Annotated in this window: 20 protein-coding genes; 6 read left to right on the top strand and 14 right to left on the bottom strand. The window is 64.7% G+C overall.

Annotated features, from left to right (window positions below; all coding sequences use genetic code 11):
* Positions 1-8 precede the first annotated feature (8 nt).
* Entirely contained in the window at positions 9-1277 is a 1269-nt protein-coding gene (locus IFT45_RS13860; RefSeq protein WP_371811021.1) for a DUF4062 domain-containing protein, read from the bottom strand.
* A gap of 462 nt (positions 1278-1739) precedes the next feature.
* On the opposite strand from IFT45_RS13860, the gene IFT45_RS13855 reads away from it, so the two are divergent.
* Positions 1740-2555, top strand: coding sequence for an alpha/beta fold hydrolase (locus tag IFT45_RS13855; protein WP_192128835.1), 816 nt, complete (start codon positions 1740-1742; stop codon positions 2553-2555).
* A gap of 404 nt (positions 2556-2959) precedes the next feature.
* Here the strand turns inward: IFT45_RS13855 and fumC are convergent, their stop codons facing one another.
* Genes fumC through IFT45_RS13825 form a run of 6 tightly spaced genes read right to left on the bottom strand, consistent with a single transcriptional unit; the run spans position 2960 to position 8698 of the window.
* Complete coding sequence (gene fumC / locus IFT45_RS13850) at positions 2960-4411, bottom strand: class II fumarate hydratase (protein WP_371811019.1); 1452 nt, start codon at positions 4409-4411, stop codon at positions 2960-2962.
* Positions 4408-6057, bottom strand: coding sequence for an NAD-dependent malic enzyme (locus tag IFT45_RS13845; protein WP_192043162.1), 1650 nt, complete (start codon positions 6055-6057; stop codon positions 4408-4410). The genes fumC and IFT45_RS13845 overlap by 4 nt, the downstream gene beginning before the upstream one ends.
* Positions 6058-6104: 47 nt before the next feature.
* Complete coding sequence (locus IFT45_RS13840) at positions 6105-6485, bottom strand: nuclear transport factor 2 family protein (protein WP_192128833.1); 381 nt, start codon at positions 6483-6485, stop codon at positions 6105-6107.
* On the bottom strand, positions 6482-7378 hold the full coding sequence (locus IFT45_RS13835; RefSeq protein WP_192128831.1) for a polysaccharide deacetylase family protein: 897 nt from the start codon (positions 7376-7378) through the stop codon (positions 6482-6484). Before IFT45_RS13835 ends, IFT45_RS13840 begins: the two co-directional genes overlap by 4 nt.
* Before the next feature lie 25 nt (positions 7379-7403).
* Entirely contained in the window at positions 7404-7988 is a 585-nt protein-coding gene (locus IFT45_RS13830; RefSeq protein WP_192128830.1) for an ester cyclase, read from the bottom strand.
* On the bottom strand, positions 7985-8698 hold the full coding sequence (locus tag IFT45_RS13825; protein WP_192043166.1) for an SDR family oxidoreductase: 714 nt from the start codon (positions 8696-8698) through the stop codon (positions 7985-7987). Before IFT45_RS13825 ends, IFT45_RS13830 begins: the two co-directional genes overlap by 4 nt.
* A 115-nt stretch (positions 8699-8813) precedes the next feature.
* Between IFT45_RS13825 and IFT45_RS13820 the strand changes: the two genes are divergently transcribed.
* Positions 8814-9686 carry a LysR family transcriptional regulator gene (locus IFT45_RS13820; RefSeq protein WP_192128829.1) on the top strand — a complete coding sequence of 291 codons (873 nt, stop codon included), beginning with the start codon at positions 8814-8816 and terminating at the stop codon, positions 9684-9686.
* On the opposite strand, the gene IFT45_RS13815 is transcribed toward IFT45_RS13820, so the two are convergent.
* From IFT45_RS13815 to IFT45_RS13795, 5 genes are all read right to left on the bottom strand, one after another.
* Positions 9618-10622, bottom strand: a complete 1005-nt coding sequence (locus IFT45_RS13815; RefSeq protein ID WP_206759077.1) for a sugar-binding transcriptional regulator — start codon at positions 10620-10622, stop codon at positions 9618-9620. The two genes, IFT45_RS13820 and IFT45_RS13815, sit on opposite strands and share 69 nt — an antisense overlap.
* A gap of 197 nt (positions 10623-10819) precedes the next feature.
* A complete protein-coding gene (locus tag IFT45_RS13810; protein ID WP_192128827.1) occupies positions 10820-11812 on the bottom strand; it encodes a D-ribose ABC transporter substrate-binding protein in 993 nt (330 codons plus the stop codon).
* Between the two features lie 35 nt (positions 11813-11847).
* Positions 11848-13014: an ABC transporter permease gene (locus IFT45_RS13805; RefSeq protein WP_371811017.1), complete on the bottom strand. Its 1167-nt coding sequence runs from the start codon at positions 13012-13014 to the stop codon at positions 11848-11850.
* Positions 13011-14552 (bottom strand): ATP-binding cassette domain-containing protein, encoded by a 1542-nt coding sequence (locus IFT45_RS13800; protein ID WP_192128826.1) that lies wholly within the window; start codon positions 14550-14552, stop codon positions 13011-13013. Before IFT45_RS13800 ends, IFT45_RS13805 begins: the two co-directional genes overlap by 4 nt.
* Positions 14549-15220, bottom strand: coding sequence for a DUF2291 family protein (locus tag IFT45_RS13795; protein WP_197982465.1), 672 nt, complete (start codon positions 15218-15220; stop codon positions 14549-14551). Before IFT45_RS13795 ends, IFT45_RS13800 begins: the two co-directional genes overlap by 4 nt.
* A gap of 352 nt (positions 15221-15572) precedes the next feature.
* Between IFT45_RS13795 and IFT45_RS13790 the strand changes: the two genes are divergently transcribed.
* From IFT45_RS13790 to IFT45_RS13775, 4 genes are read left to right on the top strand one after another with little or no spacing between them, the layout of a single operon-like run.
* Positions 15573-16730 (top strand): zinc-binding dehydrogenase, encoded by a 1158-nt coding sequence (locus tag IFT45_RS13790; RefSeq protein WP_192061405.1) that lies wholly within the window; start codon positions 15573-15575, stop codon positions 16728-16730.
* Positions 16731-16750: 20 nt separating this feature from the next.
* Positions 16751-18085 carry an RbtT/DalT/CsbX family MFS transporter gene (locus IFT45_RS13785; protein ID WP_192061404.1) on the top strand — a complete coding sequence of 445 codons (1335 nt, stop codon included), beginning with the start codon at positions 16751-16753 and terminating at the stop codon, positions 18083-18085.
* Positions 18082-19821 (top strand): dihydroxyacetone kinase family protein, encoded by a 1740-nt coding sequence (locus tag IFT45_RS13780; RefSeq protein WP_192128825.1) that lies wholly within the window; start codon positions 18082-18084, stop codon positions 19819-19821. The genes IFT45_RS13785 and IFT45_RS13780 overlap by 4 nt, the downstream gene beginning before the upstream one ends.
* Complete coding sequence (locus IFT45_RS13775) at positions 19818-20306, top strand: ribose-5-phosphate isomerase (RefSeq protein ID WP_192128823.1); 489 nt, start codon at positions 19818-19820, stop codon at positions 20304-20306. Before IFT45_RS13780 ends, IFT45_RS13775 begins: the two co-directional genes overlap by 4 nt.
* Positions 20307-20350: 44 nt before the next feature.
* On the opposite strand, the gene IFT45_RS13770 is transcribed toward IFT45_RS13775, so the two are convergent.
* Together IFT45_RS13770 and IFT45_RS13765 are read right to left on the bottom strand one after the other, a co-directional pair.
* Positions 20351-20611 carry a hypothetical protein gene (locus IFT45_RS13770; protein WP_192043175.1) on the bottom strand — a complete coding sequence of 87 codons (261 nt, stop codon included), beginning with the start codon at positions 20609-20611 and terminating at the stop codon, positions 20351-20353.
* On the bottom strand, positions 20608-21987 hold the full coding sequence (locus IFT45_RS13765) for a hypothetical protein (protein ID WP_192128821.1): 1380 nt from the start codon (positions 21985-21987) through the stop codon (positions 20608-20610). The genes IFT45_RS13770 and IFT45_RS13765 overlap by 4 nt, the downstream gene beginning before the upstream one ends.
* Between the last annotated feature and the right edge of the window lie 7 nt (positions 21988-21994).

Below are 21994 nucleotides of genomic sequence, written 5' to 3'. Positions count from 1 at the left end.
CAGAGCTCCTAAGCGGGACTCGCGGCCCCGGCATCCAGATCGCCTTGCGAGGGTGGGCGCCAGCACAATCTGTACGTCCACTTGAGATGCGGCCTCTCAATATCGAGAGACAATTCACTACCTTCGACTCCGTCCACTGATGTCCGTCTCACCGATGCGTGCCCTGCAACTCGAAGCCGGTGTGACTCAGCGGTGTCGACTCCACCGCGGCCAGCCTTCACTCCAACGAAATCCGCGCGCAGTTCGTCGGGGATGAATACGGAGTAGATGAATCTGGCTACGGGTGCCGAAATGGGAAAGGACACGTAGTCCCACTCCCTTAGCCCGAGCTTCGACCCGCGCGTCGTAGGTTCAAACAACTCCCTCGTGCTGAACTTGAAGTTAGGAACAAAACCATCCCAATGCAAGTGCGCCGACTCTCCCGGATCGAGAGGAGGATCAAACTCCACATATTGAGCAAAGGACCCGCCGCTCGACTTGTGAGGCGGTAGCAGCTTCAGAGATCCGCCATCTGACCGAGAAGAATCAGGCAACAGGCGGTAGCTAGGAAGATTCGCCTCGCCGAAAGGGATCAACTTGTCCGATTCCCGCCCTAGCGAAATGACAAACCGCTCGATTCCATCAGCGTTCTTGCTCGTAATGGATCTCCAGCTCTCCACCCTCGCGCTCCAAGAACCTGACGCGAGGGAGCCTCGGGACATCACCCAGCGGGTGTCATGTAGGTCCACTACACGGTCCGAGTCCGCCTCAAAATAGGCGTCCGCCTTCCGTTCGGCAAGTGAATTCACATCACTCGAGAGCGCCCGGTCAACCTGCTCGCGGAGGTCGTCTATTCGACCAAATTCACCGTAGAGACCAAGCCTCTGGATCTGGCTCCGGAAAGTACGAACCGCCTCAAGTTGCGCCGTATCAATCGAGTTCAGACTCACGCTTTCTTGAGAGAAGTAGAGATGCACGGGGATGCCACGTGCGCGGGCTCGGTCGATCTCCTCCACCGTCCCCGAAATTGCGTCGGGCGTCGCGGTTCCAATGCGCGCCCCAACGAGCGCGATGACTATGTCCGATCGATCGACTCCCTGCCGGTTCAAAAGCGTCTGAGCAGGAGCCGAAAGGCCAGGTACAGATGAGCTTTCCCACCGCCAGGGGAGAAGAACAACCCCAGCCGATTCAGCATGTTTCGCGTTCCAGGAGCCGATGGCGTCCTCGACAGCATCCCGGGCCGCACCGAGGTCTGAGGGTGACGCGATCATCACGCGCAGCACATTGGCCTTGAACACGGCACCTCCTGAGAGAACAACCCTAGGAACAGGTGCCTCAGCGTAGCGGCGTTGCACAACGCGCAGGTGGATCGAGCAACAAAGGCCACCGTGCCCCAAACGCGAGCTTCTTTTCCCCAGCTACCCCAAATGTGGCTGATAATATCTATTATGTCAGATCGGAGCAGAACCACTCCCCGGGGGTTCTTGAAGACGCCTCGATGAATCCTCGTCGGCGGTGGCCTCATACCACCGACAAGTCGAAGGCACATTCGGTGGAGCCAACCGCTGAAGAGCCGCTCCAATTGTGATTTATTTCTCTCGGACGAGTATGAAAGTCCATGTGACCGATCAGCGCCCCTCAACTTCCGTTCATAAGGCAACCAACGGGCAAGCAATGCGAAGGTTCGAGCCGCATGCCGCCCTTGCGCAAACCCCGAATGCTCAACTGGAGTACATCGACGAGGGGCCGGTCCTGTTCTCATGCTCGTACACGGGTTCCCTGACGGGCCGGCGACGTGGGAGCGTGTCATGGCGTTGCTTCCCGACGATATTCGCGTCATCCGGCCGTCGCTTCGGGGAGTGGGCAATTCTATTGCTTCAGACGGAGCACGATCCTGCCAGATCGCGGCTCTCGCGAGCGACCTTCTAGAACTTCTCGACGCACTGTCGATTGAGGAGGCAGTGCTCGTGGGGCATGACTGGGGTGCGCGGGCTGCACATGCAGCGGCAGCTATCGCTCCAGGACGAATTCGTAGTCTGGTCACCCTCGCCACTGCCTACGGACCTCGATCGACTTTGACTCCGAGCGAAGCGCTCGATGATGCTGCGGTCGCTTGGTACCGCTACTGGCTATGCACGGATGTCGGAGCATCGTCGTTCGCCGCCGACCCTCGCGCGCTCATCAGCTGGGCGTGGGGCCACTGGTCGGCTCCTGGCGTCATAACCCCTCACGAACGGGAAATGCTTCTGCCGCTCTTCGACAACAGACAGTTCATTGAGACCGTCATTCACTATTACCGACACGGCGCCACCGAAGCAATCGGGTCAGCCGTCTATGCGGACTTGCAGGCTCAGCTTGATCAATGGCCCGACATCAACGTTCCCACAACCTTCCTCGTCGGAGCCGATGACGGATGCGAGACAGTCCCCGCCGCTCACGCGTCAGAGACGTCGTTCCCGGCAGGAATTGAGATCAAGGTACTGAGCAACGTCGGCCACTTTGTCCAGCGTGAAGCTCCTCAGGCTGTCGCGGACGCCATCTTGCCTTTCCTACGGCGGGAGTTGCGATCGATTTAACAGCAATGCAGCGTGCTCCGAGTAGCGTCTCGCGTCGTGCCCAGCACCACTTGATCGCTCACTTTGGCCGGCGCGCTTCTCGCGAAGCAGTCGATCCCTTCGAATGACGCATTGGCCCTTTGTACGAAGCTGTACGTCATTGGGGTCAAAAATTGCGCGCCGGCTCACATGCGGATGATTTGACTATATTGGTTCTTCCCAAACGAAGACGCGATCCTACTGGATTTCGTGGCGCGGAGCGTTGACACACTGGCAGCTGCATTCCTGCCCTGATCCTCCGCCGGGCCGAGAGACGACGCAATCAGGCACGCGCGTCACGCCTCTCTCACGCCGACGGTGGAAGACCGTGACGGCATCTTCCGATTCCATGCACAGCCGCCAGCTCAAACGGGGCTCAACGCGCCCTAAGCGCCGCCATATCCCGAGCCGACCATTGAAGTCGGTTGCACGATGGAATCGAAGGCCGCACCGTCCACGTGGCCGGAGTTGATCGCCGCCTCTCGGAGCGTTAGGCCCTTTCTAACTGCTTCCTCGGCGATGTGAGCTGCGTTCTGGTAGCCAATCGTTGGGCTGAGGGCTGTCACGAGCATGAGGCTCCGGTCGACGTATCCGTGGATTGTCTCGCGATCAAGGTCGGTGCCGTCGACCGAGAACTGGCGGAACTTTTCCATGCCGTCGGCGAGCACGCGTGCCGAGTGAAGGAACGCGTCGATAATCACTGGGCGCATGGCGTTCAGCTGGAAGTTGCCCTGAGACCCCGCAAAGGCCACGGCGGTGTCGGATCCAAGGACGTGGATCGCGATCATGACGATTGCTTCACATTGGGTGGGGTTCACCTTCCCCGGCATGATCGAGGAGCCGGGCTCGTTCGCTGGGAGGCGAAGCTCAGCGAAGCCGGTACGCGGGCCCGACGCCAGCCACCGCATGTCGTTCGCAATCTTCATCAACGCCACAGCGAGGCCTCGAAGCGCTGCGTGGGCGCGGACGATTGCGTCGAGCGATCCCTGAGCGGCGAACTTGTTCGGCGCCGTCACGAAGTCCTTGCCGGTGAGCTCTGCGATCCGGCGCGCGACATCGATGCTGAAGCCCTTCGGAGCGTTGAGCCCAGTGCCCACGGCAGTGCCGCCAATCGAGAGCTGCAGCAGACCTGCGCGGGCATGATCGATCTCGGTCTCGCATTGATCAAGCTGCGCGGCCCACCCTGACCACTCCTGCTCGACGGTGAGCGGCACGGCATCCTCGAGGTGGGTGCGGCCAATCTTGACCACGTCACTCCATCCCTTGGCCTTGTGCTCGATGGTGTCGCGGAGGTGTCGCAGTTGCGGGAGGAGACGACTGTCGATGAGCTCCAGTGCTGCAATGTGCATCGCAGTGGGGAAAGTGTCGTTGCTGGACTGGCCCATGTTGACGTCGTCATTGGGGCCGATCGGCCGCTGCGAGCCAAGCTCTCCGCCGAGCAGCTGGATCGCCCGGTTCGCCAGCACCTCGTTGACGTTCATATTGCTCTGAGTGCCGGAGCCCGTCTGCCAGACGTAGAGGGGGTAGTGCTCGTCGAGGCGGCCGCCAATGGTCTCCTCTGCAGCGCGCACGATCGCGTCGACCTTCCAGCGGGGCAGGCGTCCAGCGTCGCCGTTCACCAAAGCGACAGCCTTTTTGACGACACCGTAGGCGTGGTAGACCTCCTTGGGCATGCGGTCATCGCCGATCGAGAAGTGCTCGAGGGAGCGTTGGGTCTGGGCTCCCCAGTAGCGGTTCGCCGGGACCTCCACAGTGCCCATGCTGTCGAACTCCTGCCGAGTGCCCTCGGCAGTGAGCCCGAGGGGCACGTCGTGCAGAGTCGGAACGCGGTCGTTCACGAGTGCGCGCCTCCGTCCGGGTACGTGGGCTGCCACATCGCGTGGCGGACGGCGCTGTCGAGGTCGTCGTGCTCGATTGTCGCGACGCCATCTTTGGTCGCGGCATTCGCGACCGCGGCGGCGACCAGCGCTGAGGATTCGCGGAGGTCGGCGACCTCGGGCAGGAGCGAAGCGCCCCGCTCGGAGACATCGACCTGGTCGGCGACGGCCTCGGCGGCCGCGAGCAGCATTCCGTCGGTAACGTGCCTCGCGCCCGAGACGATCGTGCCGAGACCCAGGCCGGGATAGAGCAGAGCGTTGTTGCCCTGACCTATCCGATAGCTGACCCCCTCGTACTCGACCGGGTCGACGGGGATACCGGTCGCGATCAGGGCTTGTCCTTTCGACCACGGCACGGCATCCGAGGGCATCACCTCGATGCGGCTCGTGGGGTTGGACAGCGGGAGGAGGATCGGGCGCTCCACTCCGGCAGCGAGGGCTTCCACGACGTCCTGCGTGAAGGCACCGTGCGCGGTGGAGGTGCCGATGAGAATCGTCGGACGGACACGGCGGACGACGGTGAGCAGATCGATCGGAGCGTCCCCCCACTCGGCAACTTCTCCCGCCGGTCGCGCGTAGGCCTGCTGGTAGTCGGGCAGATCCTCCATCGCGTCCGTCACTAGACCGTGACGGTCGACGAGCCACACTCGCGCGGCCGCCTCCTCGCGGCTGAGCCCGGCGCGGCGCATCGCGGAGGCAATCTGGTCGGCCATGCCCGTACCAGCAGTTCCTGCCCCGAACACGACAAGGCGCTGATCAGCGAATGTCTCGCCGGTAACTTTGAGACCGGAGATGACCGCAGCCATCACGATCGCGCCGGTGCCCTGCATGTCGTCGTTAAAGACGCGGTAGCGGTCAGCGTTCTCCACGAGGATGCGCCGCGCGTTGGAGGGGCCGAAGTCCTCGAAGTGGAGAAGCGCCCGGGGGAACAGGCGCGCCGCGGTTGTCAGGTAGGCGTCGATGAAGTCGTCGTAGCGGTTCCCGCGGATGCGCTCGTGCCGGTTGCCGAGGTAGGCGTCGTCGTTGAGGAGTTTCTGGTTGTCTGTCCCGACGTCGAGATTCACGGCGATCACGCGTCGGGGGTTAATGCCGGCGGCGGCGGTATAAACGGCGAGCTTGCCGATGGCGATGTCGGTCCCGTTGACACCCCAGTCGCCGATACCGAGGATCTCCTCCGCGTCGGACGCGACGATGAGGTCCACGTCGTCCGGACTGAAGCCGAGGCTGTGGAAGGCGGCCTCGATCTCGTCGGGCGAGTCGATGGAGAGGTAGACGGCGCGGGAGCGCTCGTAGTCGTGCGACCACTGCTGGATCGCGTCGCCGATGGTGGGGTCGTACACGATCGGCAGCAGTTCGGCGAGGTGGTCGGTGAGGAGCCGGTAGTAAAGGATCTCGTTGCGGTCGTGCAGCGCATCGAGCCAGAGGTACTTCGCCAGGTCGGTGGGCTGACGGCCGAGCTGGGCATAGCTCCGGGCAGCCTGTTGGTCGAGAGTCTCGACGGCTGCTGGAAGGCGGCCCACGAGGCCGAGGGCGCGACGTTCCTCAATGGTGAAGGCGGTGCCGCGATTGCGGGCCGCGTCGTGGAGGATCTTCTGGGCAAAGTCCATGGCGGTGTCTTTCTGGTGAGGGGCGGACGAGTCCGCTCGGCGCGGGGTCATCCGAAGAACCGGTCCTTACCGGCGACGTCGGAGAGGTAGGTGTCGATCCGAACGATGCGGTCGTGGAGCGAAGTGACGACGGTTGCGAGGTGTTCATCGAGCGTGCGATCGCCTACGGCTGCCGTGTTCCGGAGGATGACGGCAGAGCCGGACGCTCCTGTAAGGGCGTGGAGCAGTTCGGTGTGCAGCCCATCCCCGGTGATGAAACGCGCTCGCGCGATCACTGCATCGGAGCCTTCGGCGTCGCCGCTGAGACGTCCGGTACCTGGCATGCTCCAGACGCAGTCCTTCGAGAGCAGTGCACGCATGACCTGCCAGTCGCGGGCGATGAACGAGGTGATAAAGCGCTCGGCGGCGGATGCGACCGGCGCACTCATGCGCTCCTCCCCGGGAGCCCGCTGACTGGTGCGGGGTCCCGGTCGACCCAGAGCGCCGTCTCCGGGTGATCGAGTGTCCAGCGAGCGATCTCGTCGCGTCGAGCCCACCAGACGTCCTCCCGCTCCCGCAGTCGGCTGAGCACCCGGTCGAGTGCTCTGACTCGGGAGGGGTGGCCTGAGATGCGGTCGTGGAGCCCGATCGTCATCATCCGGCGACGCGTGGCGCCTTCCTCGTAGAGCTGGTCGAATTCGTCGACGATCTGTTGCTCGTAGTCGGACGGCGAGAAGCTGGGGAAGTCGAAGCTGGCGATGTCGTTGAGGTGCACGGAATAGGGGACGGTGGCGAAAGGGTCCCCGTTGATGAGCTGGAGGAACGGCTCATCGGTGGAGAGATCGTCGATGTGGTAGTCGAAGCCGTTCTCCTGCAGGATCTCGAGCGTGTTCACGCCTGGTCGGATCCAGTAGTTGTTGTAGCCGGTCGGCGTGGTGCCGGTGACCTCTTGAATCGCTTCGACTCCGTCGAGGATCCACTCGGTCTCGGCGTCCCTGTCGAGCTGGTATTGACGCTGCCAGCTGCGTCCGTGCGCTCCGGCTTCGTGTCCGCGTCTGACGATCTCGGCGGCTAGTTCAGGGTGCCGCCTGACGGTGTCGCCGATCATGAACGACGTCATGCGGATGTCGTGGCGGTCGAGGAGATCGAGAATGCGCGGCATTCCCTCGCGCGCGCCGTAGTCGTAGAAGGAGTTCTGTCCGAGGTCGGGGAAGCCGTCGATGACGGGCTCGGTGATGGGGCCGGGGGCGCCGGAGATTGGCTGGCCGCCAGCCTCGAACTGGGCCGATACCGTGACTGCGAGTCGAGCTCCGGAGGGCCAGAAATGCTGGGGATCTTTCATAATGATCGCCTTTCAGAGGCTGAGGTTAGGAGGTCGGTTTCGGCAGGAGGCCTGCCTGCTGCTGGAAGGCGAGGTTGTCCTCGAGGTGCCAGTCCTCGACGATCCGCCCGCTCGCGCCGATGTGCTGGATGTCGATCGCGCCGAACTTGATCGGCTGGCCCTGGCCCTGGACTCCCCCGGAGACGCCGGTGAAGTGGCCCGTGAAGGTGAGGCGCGCGGTGAAGGTGTCACCCGTGACGTACAGGTCGTCGAGCGAGCAAGCCAGGTCGGGCACCGCTGCGCGGAATTGCTCCGAGGCGGCGATCGGCCCCTCGGGTCCCTGGGGTCGCCCCTCGGGAAGGGTGCGGTCAAGGAAAGAGTCGTCGACGGCGAGCTCGAGCCACGACGGGTCTCCCGTGTTCCAGAAAGCGTAGAGCTGCTGTGCGCGGAGGACGACGGGTCTGCTCGTCTCGACGCTCGAGTCCCCCAGATGCACAGTTCCGGGTTGCACGAGGCCGTCGTCATGGCTTACTGCTGCAGCCGGGTCCTCGGTCGCTGCCGTGCTCGCGCAGCCGGCGGTGGCGAGGAGCGCGGCGAGACTGACGGCGAGCAGGGGTGCGCGGCGGTTCATGCGAGCCGCCCGCCGCCGTCGACGTGCAGTGTCGTCCCTGTAATAAACGTGTTGTCCATCGCGAAGCGCACGGCGGAGACGATGTCGTCGACCGAGCCGATTCGGCGAGCAGGATTGTTTGCTGCCGTCTCGGAGAACATCTTCGACTTCTCCTTCTCGCCCAGCGTGTCCCAGGAGCCGGAGTCGATGATCCCGGGCGAGATCGCGATGGCGCGGACCGGGGCGAGCTCGACCGCCAGCGCCTCGACGAGGAAGGAGACCGCTCCGTTGGTCGTCGCCATCACCGCGAGTCCGGCCGACGGCTTCCAGGCTGCGACGCCGGAAAAGAGCAGGAAGCCTCCACCTGGCCGGATCGAGGAGGCGAGGTGCTTGGCGAGCAGGATCGGCCCGATGACCTTCGCGTCGAACGCCGTCACGACTGCGTCGCGCTTCAGCTCGTGAACCGGGCCGTTCGCGTGTGCCGCGGCGAATGACACGACGAAGTCGAGCGGTCCGAGATCGGCGGCCGCCGCGATGCTTGCCTCATCGGCGAGGTCGATCCGGACAGACTGGAGCCGGTCACCGGCCTCTCCGACGTCGTCACCGAGTGTCTCAGGGTGACGACCGCCAACGATCACCTCGTCCCCCCTCGCGAGCAGCTCGCGCACGAGAGCACGGGCTATGCCAGATCCCCCGCCGACGATGAGCACGCGGTTCTTTTTCTTGGTCATGGTGGCCTCCTCGACGGGAGCCCGTGCGGCTCCCTCCTTTGACATAACCAGGGGACGGACACGCTCAATCCATAAACGGCCATCATTTATTGAGGGTTAGGCATAAGGTTTGTCTATGCCTAGTTTGCGCGCCCTCGAGGTAATGGTGGTGCTAGCCCGGCTCGGGTCGATCGGCGCGACCGCTCGTGCACTACATCTCTCGCAGCCCGCGGTCTCCCATCAGGTTGCGTCCCTGGAGCGCGAGGTCGGGGTGCCTCTCGTGGACCGGAACCCTGCCGGCGCCGTACTCACCCGACGCGGCCGCGCACTTGTCGATCACGCCCGCGTTGCTGTCAACGCCGCCGAGCGCGCTGTGTCGGCCGCGCGGACAGCGAACGCGGAGCAGCCAATCCGGCTTGCCGTGGCCGAGAGCTTCACCCTGCCCTTTCTCGTCCCCGTGGTCACCCGGTGGAACGCCGAGGGACGCACGCCTCTGCAGCTCGTCGAGACGACCAGTGCCTCCGCCTCGATCGACGACCTGCGCGCCGGCCTTCTCGACCTCGTCGTCGTCCCGGGTCCGGCGACGCTGGACGGGCTGCATGTAGAGCGTCTGGGGATGGAGGAGATCGTCGTCGTCGGCCGCACCGTTGGAGAGGACTCGCCGGGCCGGACACCGATCGCGGCGCTCGGCGACGGGGCGGGCCTGATCGGGGTGGACGCGTCAAACGGCTACAGTTCCTGGCTAGCCGAACGCCTCGCCGGCGCCGGAGTACTTGTCGCCTACAAACTGCAGACCCGCTCCGTACAGCAAGCCGCAGCTTTGGCCTCAGCGGGTTTTGGCATCGCCCCCGTCCCGAGGAGCGCCCTCCCACCCGGAACGGTTGCCGTGGGACTGCAACCGCCACTCGAACGCGCCATCCTGGCCATCACTCGAGCCTCATCAGACGAGTCCGTGACCGCTCTCGTCGAAGCCCTTCGCGCCAGAATTTCCTCGGTGACCCTCGCGTGACCCTCCGGCCGGGCCGCTCCGCCCGTAATCAATCGCGCTAAGACCGCCTTCGGGGCCAACTAACAAAGCTTTGGCTGTCGCGGGGTCCGTTACTAGGTGATTGATCAGTGAGGCTCGAATGGCGCCTACGATGCTCAGGACTTTGTCCACACCGACGGCGACGCCTATGGCGTGTGGGAGATTGGCAAGGTTTTCGCGTGAGACGCGGACCATGCGTTCGCTTCCCGGGAAGTCGACCGCGGAGCCGTCGGCCCGGAAGAAGTTGAGGCAGACGTCTCCCGCTGCTTCGTCGAACAGGTGCTTGTCTTCTGGGAGTCCCGTCGACAGGTTTTCACGCGTGGCTGTGGGAGCTCCGATGCCCAAAAGCGCACCCTTGGCGGTCTTCCAAGAATTCGTCACCTGGAGGAACGTTGGATCAGCTTCCAGACCTGCGCGCATTCCCGCGCTGGGGAAGGATTGAGTGAAAAGGAACCTTGACCGAGCTCCTGACACCTCAGCCGCCATCCGGGTTATTTCGTTGGTCTGGAACCATGGCTGCGGCTCGGCTTGACCTCCAACGGCAGGCACGATCGTCACTCCGCTGAGAGGCGGGAGTGACCCCGAGAAGACAAGGTCATGCACAGTTCGGCCAAGTGACATGAGAAGCGTGTCCCCGACTCCGAGTTGCATGTCCGCAATTGCAGCAGCGACGGGGATGGCAAGGTCGCTGCCGAGCGTTGAAGCGTGCGTCACGGGTGCTAAGTAGACGGCCTTCAGCCCGAGAGCGTCACGGAGAGCGTCGGCGAGACCGGCGTTCTCGTCAACGAACGGATCGGTGACGCTGATATGAACTAAGCCCAGTCGACGAGCTTCCGCGATCAGGCGGCTAACAGTCGGGCGAGACACGTCGAGTCGTTGCGCGATCTCGACCTGGGTCGCGTCCTCGAGGTAGTACATCCGTGCTGCTTGGTAGACGACATCTAGGGGAAACCTGACGGCAGCGCGCCCGGGGGCGTCAGGCGGTGAGTTGACGGGCGACATGGTGCTCTCTTCCTGGCGTCGCGCTGATGCGGTGCTGCCGGCGAGATGCCACCTAGCGCCCCCTCAATCTACAGAGGCTTGCATAGGTGGCATCTCGACGGGCAGAGAGCTAGCTACTCGGAGAGAGTGAAGGGCTCGGTGACCTGGTCCGCGTTCTCCTTGGTGATGAGGACGCAGTCGAATGCCTGCTTCTCTTCTGAGGCACCGGTCTCGCCGGTGCGGATGTAGGAGTCGGCCTGCTGGACTGCCTCCTTGGCGAAGGTCGCCACGGGCTGGAGGACGGTGTACTGAAGCTCGCCCGCCTTCACAGCGTCGATTGCGTCGGGCGAGCCGTCGAAGCCGCCGACCTTTACCTGTTCGAGTTTGCCGGCTTCTTTCAGGGCTGCGATGGCGCCGAGGGCCATCTCGTCGTTACCCGAGATCACACCGGTGACATCCGGGTTCGCCTGCAGGATGGACTGCATCTTGTCGTGGCCCTGGGTACGGTCCCAGTTGGCGACCTGCTCGGCGACTTCGGTCAGCCCCGGGTACTGCGAGATGACGGTCGCGTAACCGTTCGAACGGGTCTGAGCGTTGTTGTCCGACGGTGCGCCGAAAAGCTCGGCGTAGGAACCGCTGTCTCCAACGTCCTTTACCCACTGCTGCGCACCGAGGGCGGCACCTTGGGCGTTGTTGGAGACGAGTTGGGCCTTGGCGAGCCCGGTCTCGTTGATTTCGGCGTTGACCAGGATCACTGGGATGCCAGCTGCGTCGGCTTTTTTGACGGCACCGACCGAGCCGGAGGCGTTGGCTGGGTCGAGGATGATTGCTACCGACTTGTTGGTGATGGCGGTATCGATCAGGTTGCTTTCAGTGTTGGTGTCACCTTTCGACGCAGCGACATTGGCTTCGTACCCTAGGGCTTTTGCTTCGGCCTCGGCTACGTTGCCTTCGGTCTGCCAGTACGGGTTCGACGGGTCGTTGACGATGATCGAGATGAGTCCGCCTTCGGACGCGTCGCCCGAAGCACCCGATCCGGCGTCGGAGGTGTCTCCGGAGGCGCAGCCTGAGAGGACGAGCGTGAGGCCCGCGCCCGCGGCGAGCACCGTTGCCAGCTTGCGGTTCATTGTGTTTCCTTTCGCTGTGTCACGGTCGACGGGAGTCAACCGCGGGTCTTCTCTGGAACGGCACTGGCGGGAGCCGCAGCGTTCGTGGTGGGAGAAGAGGTCGAGGGGGTGGCGATGCCGGGGCGACCACTGCCACGGGAGCGTCGGGGCTTGCCTTTGTACTGGACGGCGTTCAGCAAGACGGCGAGAACGATGACGGCGCCGGTGAAGACGGTCTGCCAGTAGGACGAGACGCCGATGATGACGAGGCCGTCGGAGAGAAATCCGATGACGAACGCGCCGAGCAGGGTGCCCCGGACGTTGCCGATACCGCCTGAGAGCGCTGCGCCACCGATGACAACGGCGGCGATCGCTGTGAGCTCGTACGAGTTGCCGGCTGTGGGGCTGGCGCTTGTCAGCTCGGACGACAGGATCAGTCCGGCAATGGCGGCGAACAGTCCGGAGAGCACGTAGACGCGCACTTTTACCCGCTTGACCGGCACACCCGACAGCTCGGAGGCACGTTCGTTGCCGCCCGAGGCGTACAGCCAACGGCCGAAGACCGTTCGGTTCAACAGCAGGCTGACGGCGATCGCGACGACGATCATCACGACGACGCCGATGGGCAGCCCGAGCAGCCGGTTGAAGCCGAGCCAGTCGAAGCCGGTGTTCCCGAGGGCCGGGTCGCCTGCGAGGTCGTTGTACGTGAGGCCGTTGGTCATCAGCAGACCGACGCCGCGGACGACGTAGAGCATGCCAAGGGTCGCCACGAATGGGGCGACCTTGAACCGGGCGACGAGTATGCCGTTGAGGAGCCCGATGAAGGCGCCCATTGCGCATGAGAGCACGACCACGACCCAGAGTGCCGGGTAGAGGGTGGTGCCGCCGATTGCGACACCGTTCATCAAGAAGCCGGCGATCACGCCCGAGAAGCCGAGCGTTGATCCGACAGAGAGATCGATGCCGCCGTTCAGGATGACGAGCAGCATGCCGATCGCGAGGATCGCGTACACCGCGACGTGGGAGGACATCGTCAGCAGGTTGCCGACCGTGAAGTAGTTCGGCGACAGCACCGAGAAGACGATGATGATGGCGATGAGGGCAAAGAATGCCCGCCCTTGCAGCAACAATCGACCGAGGTCGAACCCGTCGGCGAAGAGGGAGGGGCGTCGCTGTCCGGGCGCGGTGGTGGTCATGATGGACTTCCGTTCGGTGGTGGTCACGAGATCACGGCCTCGCCCGAGGCGGCCATGATGGCTTCTTTGGTGGTGTCGGCTCCGAACTCGGCGGCGATGCGGCCGCGACTCATGACGACGATGCGGTGGGCGATGCTGAGGCACTCGCCGACCTCTGAGGTCGTGTAGACGACGGCGAGACCATTGCGGGCGCGCTCGGCAAGCAGACGAAAAACTTCAGCCTTGGCGCCGATGTCGATCCCGCGGCTGGGCTCGTCGAGCAGGATCACATCGGGCTCGGTGGCGAGCATCTTGCCGATGACGACTTTCTGCTGGTTGCCGCCCGAGAGCGAGCCGATCATGGCGCCGCCGCCCGAGGTCTTGACGTGAACGGTTCGGATCGAGTCGGTGACAAGGTCGACCTCGCGGCGGCCCGAGAGGAAAAGACCTCTGACGAACGATCCGATGCTGGCCAGCGACATGTTGCGACCGACCGTCATGGTCTGGACGAGACCGTCGCGCTGTCGATCTTCCGGCACGAGTCCTAGACCTTCGTCGATTCGCTCGGCGATCGACAGCCCGGCTAGGTCGCGCCCGTTTTTCAGGATGCGCCCCTCGCTTACCGAGCTGCGGCCGGCGACCGCCTCCAGCAGCTCGGTACGTCCGGCTCCCATCAGCCCATAAAGGCAGACGATCTCGCCAGCCCGGACGTCAAGATCGAGATGATCGACCACGTTGCGGTCGGCGATGTCGCGGTCGGGTACCGTCACACCCTGGATCGAGAGAGCGACTTCGCCGAACTCGTACCCAGAGGGCGGCGATCCGAGGTCGAAACCCTCACCGACCATCGCCCGGACGACCCAGGCGAGATCGATGTCGGCGGCGATCGCCGTCGCAGTGACCGACCCGTCGCGGAGCACGACGGCGTGGTCGGTGATCTCGAGCGCCTCCTCGAGGTGGTGAGAGATGTAGACGATGGAGACGCCGCGCGATGTCAAATCGTGGATGACCGTGAAAAGGACCTCGACCTCGGCGGCGCTGAGCGCGCTGGTCGGTTCGTCCATGATCAGGATGCGCGCGTCGACCGATAGGGCGCGAGCGATTTCGACCAGTTGCTGCTGTCCGAGCCGGAGGTCCGCCACAGTGGTCAGAGGATCGATGTCTTCGCCGAGCTCGTCGAGGACGGCTTTCGCCTGGCGCGCCTCCTCGGCGTAGTCGACACCGGTCGGCCCGTGGATCTCGCGCCCGAGGAAGATGTTGTCGCGTACCGACAGGTTCGGGGCGAGGCTCAGCTCCTGATGAATGATGGAAATGCCGTGCTCACGGGCGTCGACCGTGTTGGCGAAAACGACCGGCTCGCCGTGCAGCACGATCTCGCCCGAGGTGGGCTGCTCGACTCCCGACAGGATCTTCATCAGCGTCGACTTGCCCGCCCCGTTCTCGCCGAACAGCGTGGTCACCTGCCCGCGGTGGATGGAGAACCCGACGCCTTTGAGCGCTCGCGTGGCGCCGTAGGTCTTGACGACGTCGACCGCCCGCAGCACGACGTCACCCCTGATCGGTTCGGTACCCTCGACGGTGCTCACTGGACGACCAGGTCGGACGGGGTCACGAGCCAGCCAGCCGGGTTGATGAGCTGGAATGCCCCCGTGACCTCGACCGTTTTTCCCTCGAGCGTTGTCGTGTCGATGCTGCCGAGCACGGTGGACTTGAGTTGCTCGTTGAGCGCGGACGCGGCGTCCTGGTAGTCGATCTGGTTCGTGAACTGCCCGAACTCAACGGTGCCGGTCGCGTCGCGCAGGTCGGTGCCATTGATGGCGGGGCCGGTCTGCACGCGGATCAAGATGTCGCTCGACACACCCTCAATGGTGACTGGGTAAATGCCCGCCTGGCCGGCGCCGACCGTGCCCGTGAAGGTGGTCGAGATCTCGGGACCGGCGCCCGCGTCGACGCCGTACTCCTCGCCCGCGGCGGCAGGGTCAGCCAGCACGGCGGCAGCTAGCTCGTCGGCGGGGACGGCTCGCTCGGCGATGCCCTGCTGGATCGTGGGGAAGTTCTCGGCACCCCACGCCTCGGCCGAGAACGCTTCAGGACCGGCGCCCAGATCTGAGTCCGCCCCGACCACGGTGGTGCTAAGGCCCATAGCCACAAGCAAGGCAACGACTACCGCGCCCGTGACGATCGCACGATTGCGCTTCCGGTTAGTGCCGCGCGCATGCTGATTTCGGCCACGACCAGTTCCCAGGGCCGTCACAGCCCCACCGATGCCAGGAGAGCTGAAGACGACTCGAGAGCACATGTGGCCTCGACGAAGGCGGAACGCATCATTGCGAAAATCCCATTCGATATGCGGGTATTGGTCGGCAACGGCGGCGTGACCTGGGGGGCGCACCGCCGCTGCCTAAGCCCACACGCTTGGGGGCCCGAGAGGAAATTATGTTCTAAACAGAATTTCCGCAAGTCCTCGGCCGGAAATGATTCGACTTGTAGATGTGTGGAAATTTTGTTCTTGACTTTTGTTCTGGCCGATGTAGCCTGAAATGAGTCGCGCTGATGCGACGAAGCCGCGACGACGCGGCCAGCCGAGACGCAGGAGGCCATCAACGATGTCCACAGCCACCATTTCCGAAATTGACGACTCCGCCAGCGCCGTTCCGGCCACGATGAAAGCAGTCGTCGTGCACGGCCCCGAGGACTACCGACTCGACACCGTCGACGTCCCGACCCCCGGCGCCGGCGAGTTGCTGCTCAAGGTCGACGCCGTCGGTGTCTGTGCGAGCGACCTCAAGTGCTACCACGGCGCGGCCAAGTTCTGGGGCGACGAGAACCGCCCGGCCTGGGCCGAGCGCGATCGCATCGCTGGCCACGAGTTCGTAGGAACCGTCGTCGCTGGCGACGACGCTGCCCTTGCCAAGCGAGGCGTGAGTCTCGGCGACCGCATTGCGTGCGAACAGATCGTGCCCTGCTGGGAGTGCCGCTACTGCCTGATGGGCGCCTACTGGATGTGCGGCCCGCACGACATGTTCGGTTTCAAGGGCTTCGACGGGGCCATGGCTGAGTACGTGCTCGTACCCACCCGAGCGCTGACTCACCCAGTCAGCCGCGACCTCGCCCCGCACGTGGCCGCCTTCGCTGAACCGCTGTCGTGCGCGATGCACGCCGTCGAACGCGGCAACATCAAGTTCGACGACGTCGTCGTCATCGCTGGCGCCGGACCGATCGGCCTGGGAGCCATCGCCGGCACCCGCCAGAAAAACCCCAAGCTCGTGATCGCGCTCGACATGAGCGACGACAAGCTCGCCCTCGCCACCAAGGCTGGCGCCGATCTCGTGATCAACATCACGAAAGAGGACGCCGTCGCCAAGGTCAAAGAACTGACCGACGGATACGGTGCCGACGTCTACATCGAGGCGACCGGTCACCCCTCCGCCGTGTCGCAGGGCCTGAACATCCTGCGGAAACTCGGCACCTACGTCGAGTACTCAGTCTTCGGCTCCAACGCGTCGGTTGACTGGTCCATCATCAGCGACGACAAAGAGCTCAACGTGCTGGGCGCACACCTCGGCCCCCACTGCTGGCCCGCCGCCATCAAGCTGCTCGAGAGCGGCAAGCTCCCCATGGACGAGATCTGCACCCACCAGTTCCCTCTTGACCGCTTCCAAGAAGCCCTCGACCTCGTCGCCGACAGCGAAGGCGGCTCCGTCAAGGTCAGCATCGTTCCCTCCCTCACCGAGGCCACCACCTCCGCCGCCGTCCACTCCTGAGAAGGATTCGGAGTCGCGGTATGACAACGGAAACGACGATTAGTCCTTTTTCGACCCCTCAGGGCCGCCTTGACCGTCTCGGCATGCCACGTGTGCTATTCCCAGGCTTCGTCGCCGTGCTGGTCTTCATGACTGGTAACGGCGTCGAATCCAACTTCATCACCCCGCACATGATCGAGGTCCTGGGCTCCCCCGAGGCAACGGTCGCCAACATCATCACCGGGTACAGTCTTGCCGTCCTCGTGGGCAGCTACCTTTCAGGAGCCCTTGCCGACCTGATCGGTCCACGCAAGGTCATGCTGATCGGGTTCCTTATCTGGATCGTCTTTGAGGTGCTGTTCTTGCTGAGCCTCCAGGCTCAGAGCATCCCGCTGACCGCCTTGACCTATACGCTCCGCGGTTTCGGCTACCCGATCTTCGCGTTCGCCTTCCTGGTGTGGGTCAACATCATCACGCCGGTTAAGCGCAACGGCTCCGCCGTCGGCTGGTTCTACGTCGCCTTCACCGGTGGCCTGCCCACCCTCGGATCGCTCTTCGCCATCGGAGCCATCCCCACTTTCGGCGGCGGAACCGTCGGCGAGACCGGTGCCATGATCGCCTCCATCGGCCTCGTCGTGATCGGGTTCTTGATCGCCTGGTTCGGGGTGAAGGAAGTGCGAGGGCGGCGAAGGATCGCGCCGGCCGGCGAGAGCACCACTGCGGTACTCACCTCAGGGCTGCGTCTCACCTTCACACGAGGCAAGATCCTCATGGGCTTCCTCATCCGGCTGATCAACACAGCCCCGCAGTACGCGATGTTCATCGTCCTGCCGGTGATCATCGCGGAAGACCGCGGCTGGGGTCAATCACGCTGGCTGCTCATGACGGTCTGCGTCTATGCCACGAACATCCTGGTCAACGCTCTCTTCGGCGCGATCGGCGACAGATTCGGCTGGCAGCGCACCGTCAAGTGGTTCGGCATCGCAGGGTCCGCCCTTGGCTTGCTGTTGTGGTGGTACGTGCCCCAGCTCGTCCCGGCCGGCAGCGACTGGGGCTACGTGCTCTCCGTGATCGCCGGCTGCGTCTTCGGCTGCCTGCTCGCCGGCTTCGTGCCGATGGGCGCGATCATGCCCGCCCTCGCGCCCGACCACAAAGGCGCCGCCATGGCGATGTACACGACAGCCGCGGGTGGAGCCGCATTCCTCGGCTCGGCCGTCGTGGCCTTGGTCTTCGGGCTCGGCGGCTCGGGTGTCGGAGTCGTGTGGACCTTCGTCGGCCTCTACGCCATCGCATTCGTGATGATCCACTTCCTCAACGTTCCCCAGGGCGGCCGCAGCCACAGCCGACCCACCAGTAGAGAGAGCACCAGCTCATGACCACCATCTACGACGATCCCGACGAGTTCGCCGACGACCAACTCACCGGATTTCTCGCCTTGTACGCCGATCGTCTTCGCGGCGTGCCCGGCGGCGTTGTCTCCCACCGCGGCCAGGGCGACCCGCAGGTCGCCGTCGTCATCGGCGGCGGCTCAGGCCACTACCCCGCCTTCAGCGGCAACGTCGGCCCAGGCCTGGCCACCGGAGCCGTGGTCGGCAACATCTTCACCTCGCCGTCGGCCGCGCAGGCCTACTCGGTCGCAAAGGCTGCCGACCAAGGCAAGGGCGTCGTCTTCAGCTTCGGCAACTACGCCGGCGACATCATGAACTTCGGCATCGCCGCCGAACGCCTCCGCAAAGAAGGTATTGACACTCGCATCGTGGTCGTGACCGACGACGTCGCCTCCGCCGACGAACCCTCGAAGCGCCGCGGAATCGCGGGTGATTTCTCGGTCTTCAAGGCCATGGGCGCCGCAGCGGCCGAAGGCGCTTCGCTCGACGAGGTCGAGCGCATCGGCAACGCCTCAAACGACGCGACCCGCACACTCGGCGTTGCCTTCTCAGGCTGCACGATGCCCGGCGCCGCCGAGCCGCTCTTCGAGGTCCCCGAAGGGCACCTCGGCCTGGGGCTCGGCATCCACGGCGAACCGGGCATCCGCGACGTCGAGCTGATGCCGGCGACCGACCTAGCAGACCTCTTTGTCGACCGACTACTCGAGGACCGGCCCCGCCGCGCGTTTTCAAAGGTCGCTCCGATCCTCAACGGCCTCGGCACGACTAAGTATGAAGAGTTGTTCCTACTCTGGGGTCACATCGCTCGCAGACTGGCAGACGCCGATGTCGAGGTCATCGAGCCCGAGGTGGGCGAGCTCGTCACCAGCCTCGACATGGGTGGTGTCTCGCTGACTCTGCAGTGGCTCGACGATGAGCTCGAGCGACTCTGGCGCGCCGACGCCTACACCCCCGCGTACCGCAAACTGCGAGCTCCACTCGACGAGCTCGTGGCGCCCTCACCAGACGAACTCGCAGCCGGAGTCGACGACACCGCCCCTGCCGCTACCGAGGCGGCCGCGCGGCTGGGTGGCAGAGTCCGCACGGCGCTCAGCGCGATCCATGATCTGCTGCGCCGCGAAGAGGAAACCCTCGGCCGCATCGACGCAGTGGCCGGCGACGGCGATCACGGACGCGGAATGCTGAAGGGCATCGGCGCGGCCGTCTCGCGGGTCGACGGCGTTGCCGACGGGGCAGGAGGCGCGTGGCTACTCAGCCGCGCTGGCTTGGCCTGGGCAGAGCACGCCGGCGGCACCTCCGGGGTCCTCTGGGGTTCAGCGCTCGAAGCCCTCGCCACCTCGCTGACCGATGACCGCGAAGACTACGCGGCTGTGCAGATCGTCGATGGCGTCGACGCGTTTGCCGAGTCGATCGTCGACCTGGGCCGGGCGAGCGAAGGCGACAAAACCATGCTTGATGCTTTGCTGCCGTTCGCGCGGTCGCTGCGCGAGCGGGTCGACGCAGGTGACGCTCTGCCGGTGGCCTGGACTGCGGCGGCTCAGGTGTCCGTCGCCGCCGCGTCGGCCACCGCAGAACTCCGGCCCAAGGTGGGACGTGCCCGTCCGCTCGCGGAAAAGAGCGTCGGCACCCCCGATGCCGGAGCAACGTCCATGGCCATGATCGTCACGGTCGTCGGCGAAGTCCTCAACTGGCCAACCGCTTGGGAAGAAGGAACAGCATCATGAGCACCAACCGCACGTATCGCCTCGTCGTCGGCTCGGATGACGCCGGGTTCGACTACAAAGAGGCCATCAAGGCCGACCTGTTGACCGACCCTCGGGTATCGATCATCACCGATGTGGGCGTCGACGCCGACGGTCACACCACCTACCCCCATATCGCAGTCGACGCGGCGCGAATGGTGGCCGAGGGAAAAGCCGACCGCGCGATCCTTATCTGCGGCACGGGTCTCGGCGTCGCGATTGCAGCGAACAAGGTTCCCGGCATCCGCGCCGTCACTGCGCACGACTCGTTCTCCGTCGAGCGAAGCGTGCTTTCGAACGATGCTCAGGTGCTCTGCATGGGCCAGCGCGTCATCGGTCTCGAGGTCGCCCGCCGCATGGCGAAGGAGTGGCTGGGCTATCAATTCGACACGACAAGCGCATCAGCCGAGAAGGTCCAGGCCATCTGTCAGTACGACGGCTCTCTACCAGTCGGAATGGATAGCTGATCAATACCTTCAATGGGGAGTGGCCTCATTCGCCGGTCAAAGCTCTAATCGTTGAGGACCAGGTCGTACCCCTCCTTGCGTCTTGCGGCGCGGGGCACTCGGTGCGAGTGCTGGTCCTCGCCGGCACAGTAGTAAAGGACCTTCTTATCTGAAGCCTCGCTCACCGTCACTAGCTCATCCCAGAACAGTTCTTCGTCCTTGTAGAGCCAAACCAATTGACGATCCTCGGGACGGACGCGGTTGACGATGCTCCAGTTGTCGACGCACTTGTCGTCGGGGCCGAGCATCTGCTTTGGCGTGTTCATCGCCCGCGCTCCCCACGCTCGCGCTGCGCGCCTATCGAGCGGGTCGTTGCCTTGCGGGCCTTGGCAACGCCGCGGGTCGTGGTCACGGCCGAGCGGGGGTGCTTGGTGTTGGACACGTCGGCGCCGTACTGAGCCTGCACGGCTTCTGGGGCGACGTTCTGTGCCGCCATCTCGGCCGCGTGGTTGTCGCGGCGGTCGCTGCTGTTCCAGGCGTTGAGTCCCGAGTCGCGGTCCGCGGTGCTGGCAGTGCGCTCGGTAGCGGCCTTTTCGAGCTTCTGACCGACCCGTGTGCTGCGGTCGATCTTCGCCTCCGAGATGCGGAGGTGGTCAACGTCAGGGGCCTCGCCCTCAGCTCGGTCCTCGAGGCGGACGATACTTCCCTGCGTGGCGCGCTTATGACGACCGAGGGCGTCGCGGACAGTGCTCGCCTCGGCCTCGGTGAGGGTCACCGGGATGACCGCGTCGCGGTCGTTGGCTTTGGGGTGTTCATCGACGTAGCCGGCGCCGATCTCACCGTTCGGACCTACCCCGACAGGGCGGCCCGTCTGCGGGTCGATCGCGGGCGGCTCAGCGGCCGGGACGTGCTCGGTCATGGCCTGGTCGACCTTGTCGCCAGCCCGCCCGGCGATGCCGCTCTGCTCCTGAGCGGCGCTGACGAGGTCGTGGGCCTCCTCCTCGTCGTACTCGCGTCCGTACTGAAGCGGGTCGGCCGCTCGGTCGTGGCGGTCCTGCGTCTGCTTGAGGGCTTCGTGGAGAGTGCCTGCCTCGGCCGCGGTGAGGTTCACCGTGACGTAGGGCGTCTGGTCGTTAAGCTTCGGAGTTTCGTCGCCGGCACTCTGTTCCGCCGCTGCCTCGCCGCGTGCGGTCTCCGCGTTGCGGTCGTGCTGGTCGGCGGCGCCCAGCAGCTGCTCCGCCTCACGGCGCTCCTGCCCGGTCGAGCCCTCGGCGGGGACCCCGTCGGCCTCGGCCACGCGGTCCTTGATCACCTGGGCGACACGGCGGGGGTCGGCACCGATGTTGTCGACGTCGATGCCGTAACGCTCACGGAGCACGGTCCCCATGTGCGCGTGCACCTGGGCGAGCGCACCGTCGTGGTCTTTCCACGCCGCGGTCGTCTCGTAGAGGTGCGCGACTTCCTCGGGACGGGCACGCTCCCACCAGGCCGGTTCCCGAGTCGGCTGCACGAGAGCGCGCGCCATCGCGCGCTCCTGGTCGAACTGCGCGGCAGTCTCGCGTGCGCGCTGCACGCTGACAGCTTCCGCTCGCCTCGCCTGCTCCTCGCGCATCCGGGCCATGTTCTCGCCCATGCGGCCTGCGGCCGCGACCAAAGTCCGCATCACGCCGTCGAGCTCGAGCTCGACTTCGTTGCTGTTCACGTTCCCC

It is taken from the genome of Frigoribacterium sp. CFBP 13707 (genome assembly GCF_014842245.1).
GTDB lineage: Bacteria > Actinomycetota > Actinomycetes > Actinomycetales > Microbacteriaceae > Frigoribacterium > Frigoribacterium endophyticum.
The sequence above is the reverse complement of the archived record's forward strand: the minus strand, read 5'-3'. Positions and strand labels throughout refer to the sequence as shown.

Bases quoted from the DNA above. Each gene is read 5' to 3' on its own strand.
- IFT45_RS13855 (WP_192128835.1), top strand. From the start codon at position 1,740: ATGCTCGTACACGGGTTCCCTGACGGGCCGGCGACGTGGGAGCGTGTC.
- IFT45_RS13845 (WP_192043162.1), bottom strand. From the start codon at position 6,057: ATGGACTTTGCCCAGAAGATCCTCCACGACGCGGCCCGCAATCGCGGC.
- IFT45_RS13840 (WP_192128833.1), bottom strand. From the start codon at position 6,485: ATGAGTGCGCCGGTCGCATCCGCCGCCGAGCGCTTTATCACCTCGTTC.
- IFT45_RS13835 (WP_192128831.1), bottom strand. From the start codon at position 7,378: ATGAAAGATCCCCAGCATTTCTGGCCCTCCGGAGCTCGACTCGCAGTC.
- IFT45_RS13830 (WP_192128830.1), bottom strand. From the start codon at position 7,988: ATGAACCGCCGCGCACCCCTGCTCGCCGTCAGTCTCGCCGCGCTCCTC.
- IFT45_RS13825 (WP_192043166.1), bottom strand. From the start codon at position 8,698: ATGACCAAGAAAAAGAACCGCGTGCTCATCGTCGGCGGGGGATCTGGC.
- IFT45_RS13820 (WP_192128829.1), top strand. From the start codon at position 8,814: ATGCCTAGTTTGCGCGCCCTCGAGGTAATGGTGGTGCTAGCCCGGCTC.
- IFT45_RS13815 (WP_206759077.1), bottom strand. From the start codon at position 10,622: ATGTACTACCTCGAGGACGCGACCCAGGTCGAGATCGCGCAACGACTC.
- IFT45_RS13810 (WP_192128827.1), bottom strand. From the start codon at position 11,812: ATGAACCGCAAGCTGGCAACGGTGCTCGCCGCGGGCGCGGGCCTCACG.
- IFT45_RS13790 (WP_192061405.1), top strand. From the start codon at position 15,573: ATGTCCACAGCCACCATTTCCGAAATTGACGACTCCGCCAGCGCCGTT.
- IFT45_RS13785 (WP_192061404.1), top strand. From the start codon at position 16,751: ATGACAACGGAAACGACGATTAGTCCTTTTTCGACCCCTCAGGGCCGC.
- IFT45_RS13780 (WP_192128825.1), top strand. From the start codon at position 18,082: ATGACCACCATCTACGACGATCCCGACGAGTTCGCCGACGACCAACTC.
- IFT45_RS13775 (WP_192128823.1), top strand. From the start codon at position 19,818: ATGAGCACCAACCGCACGTATCGCCTCGTCGTCGGCTCGGATGACGCC.
- IFT45_RS13770 (WP_192043175.1), bottom strand. From the start codon at position 20,611: ATGAACACGCCAAAGCAGATGCTCGGCCCCGACGACAAGTGCGTCGAC.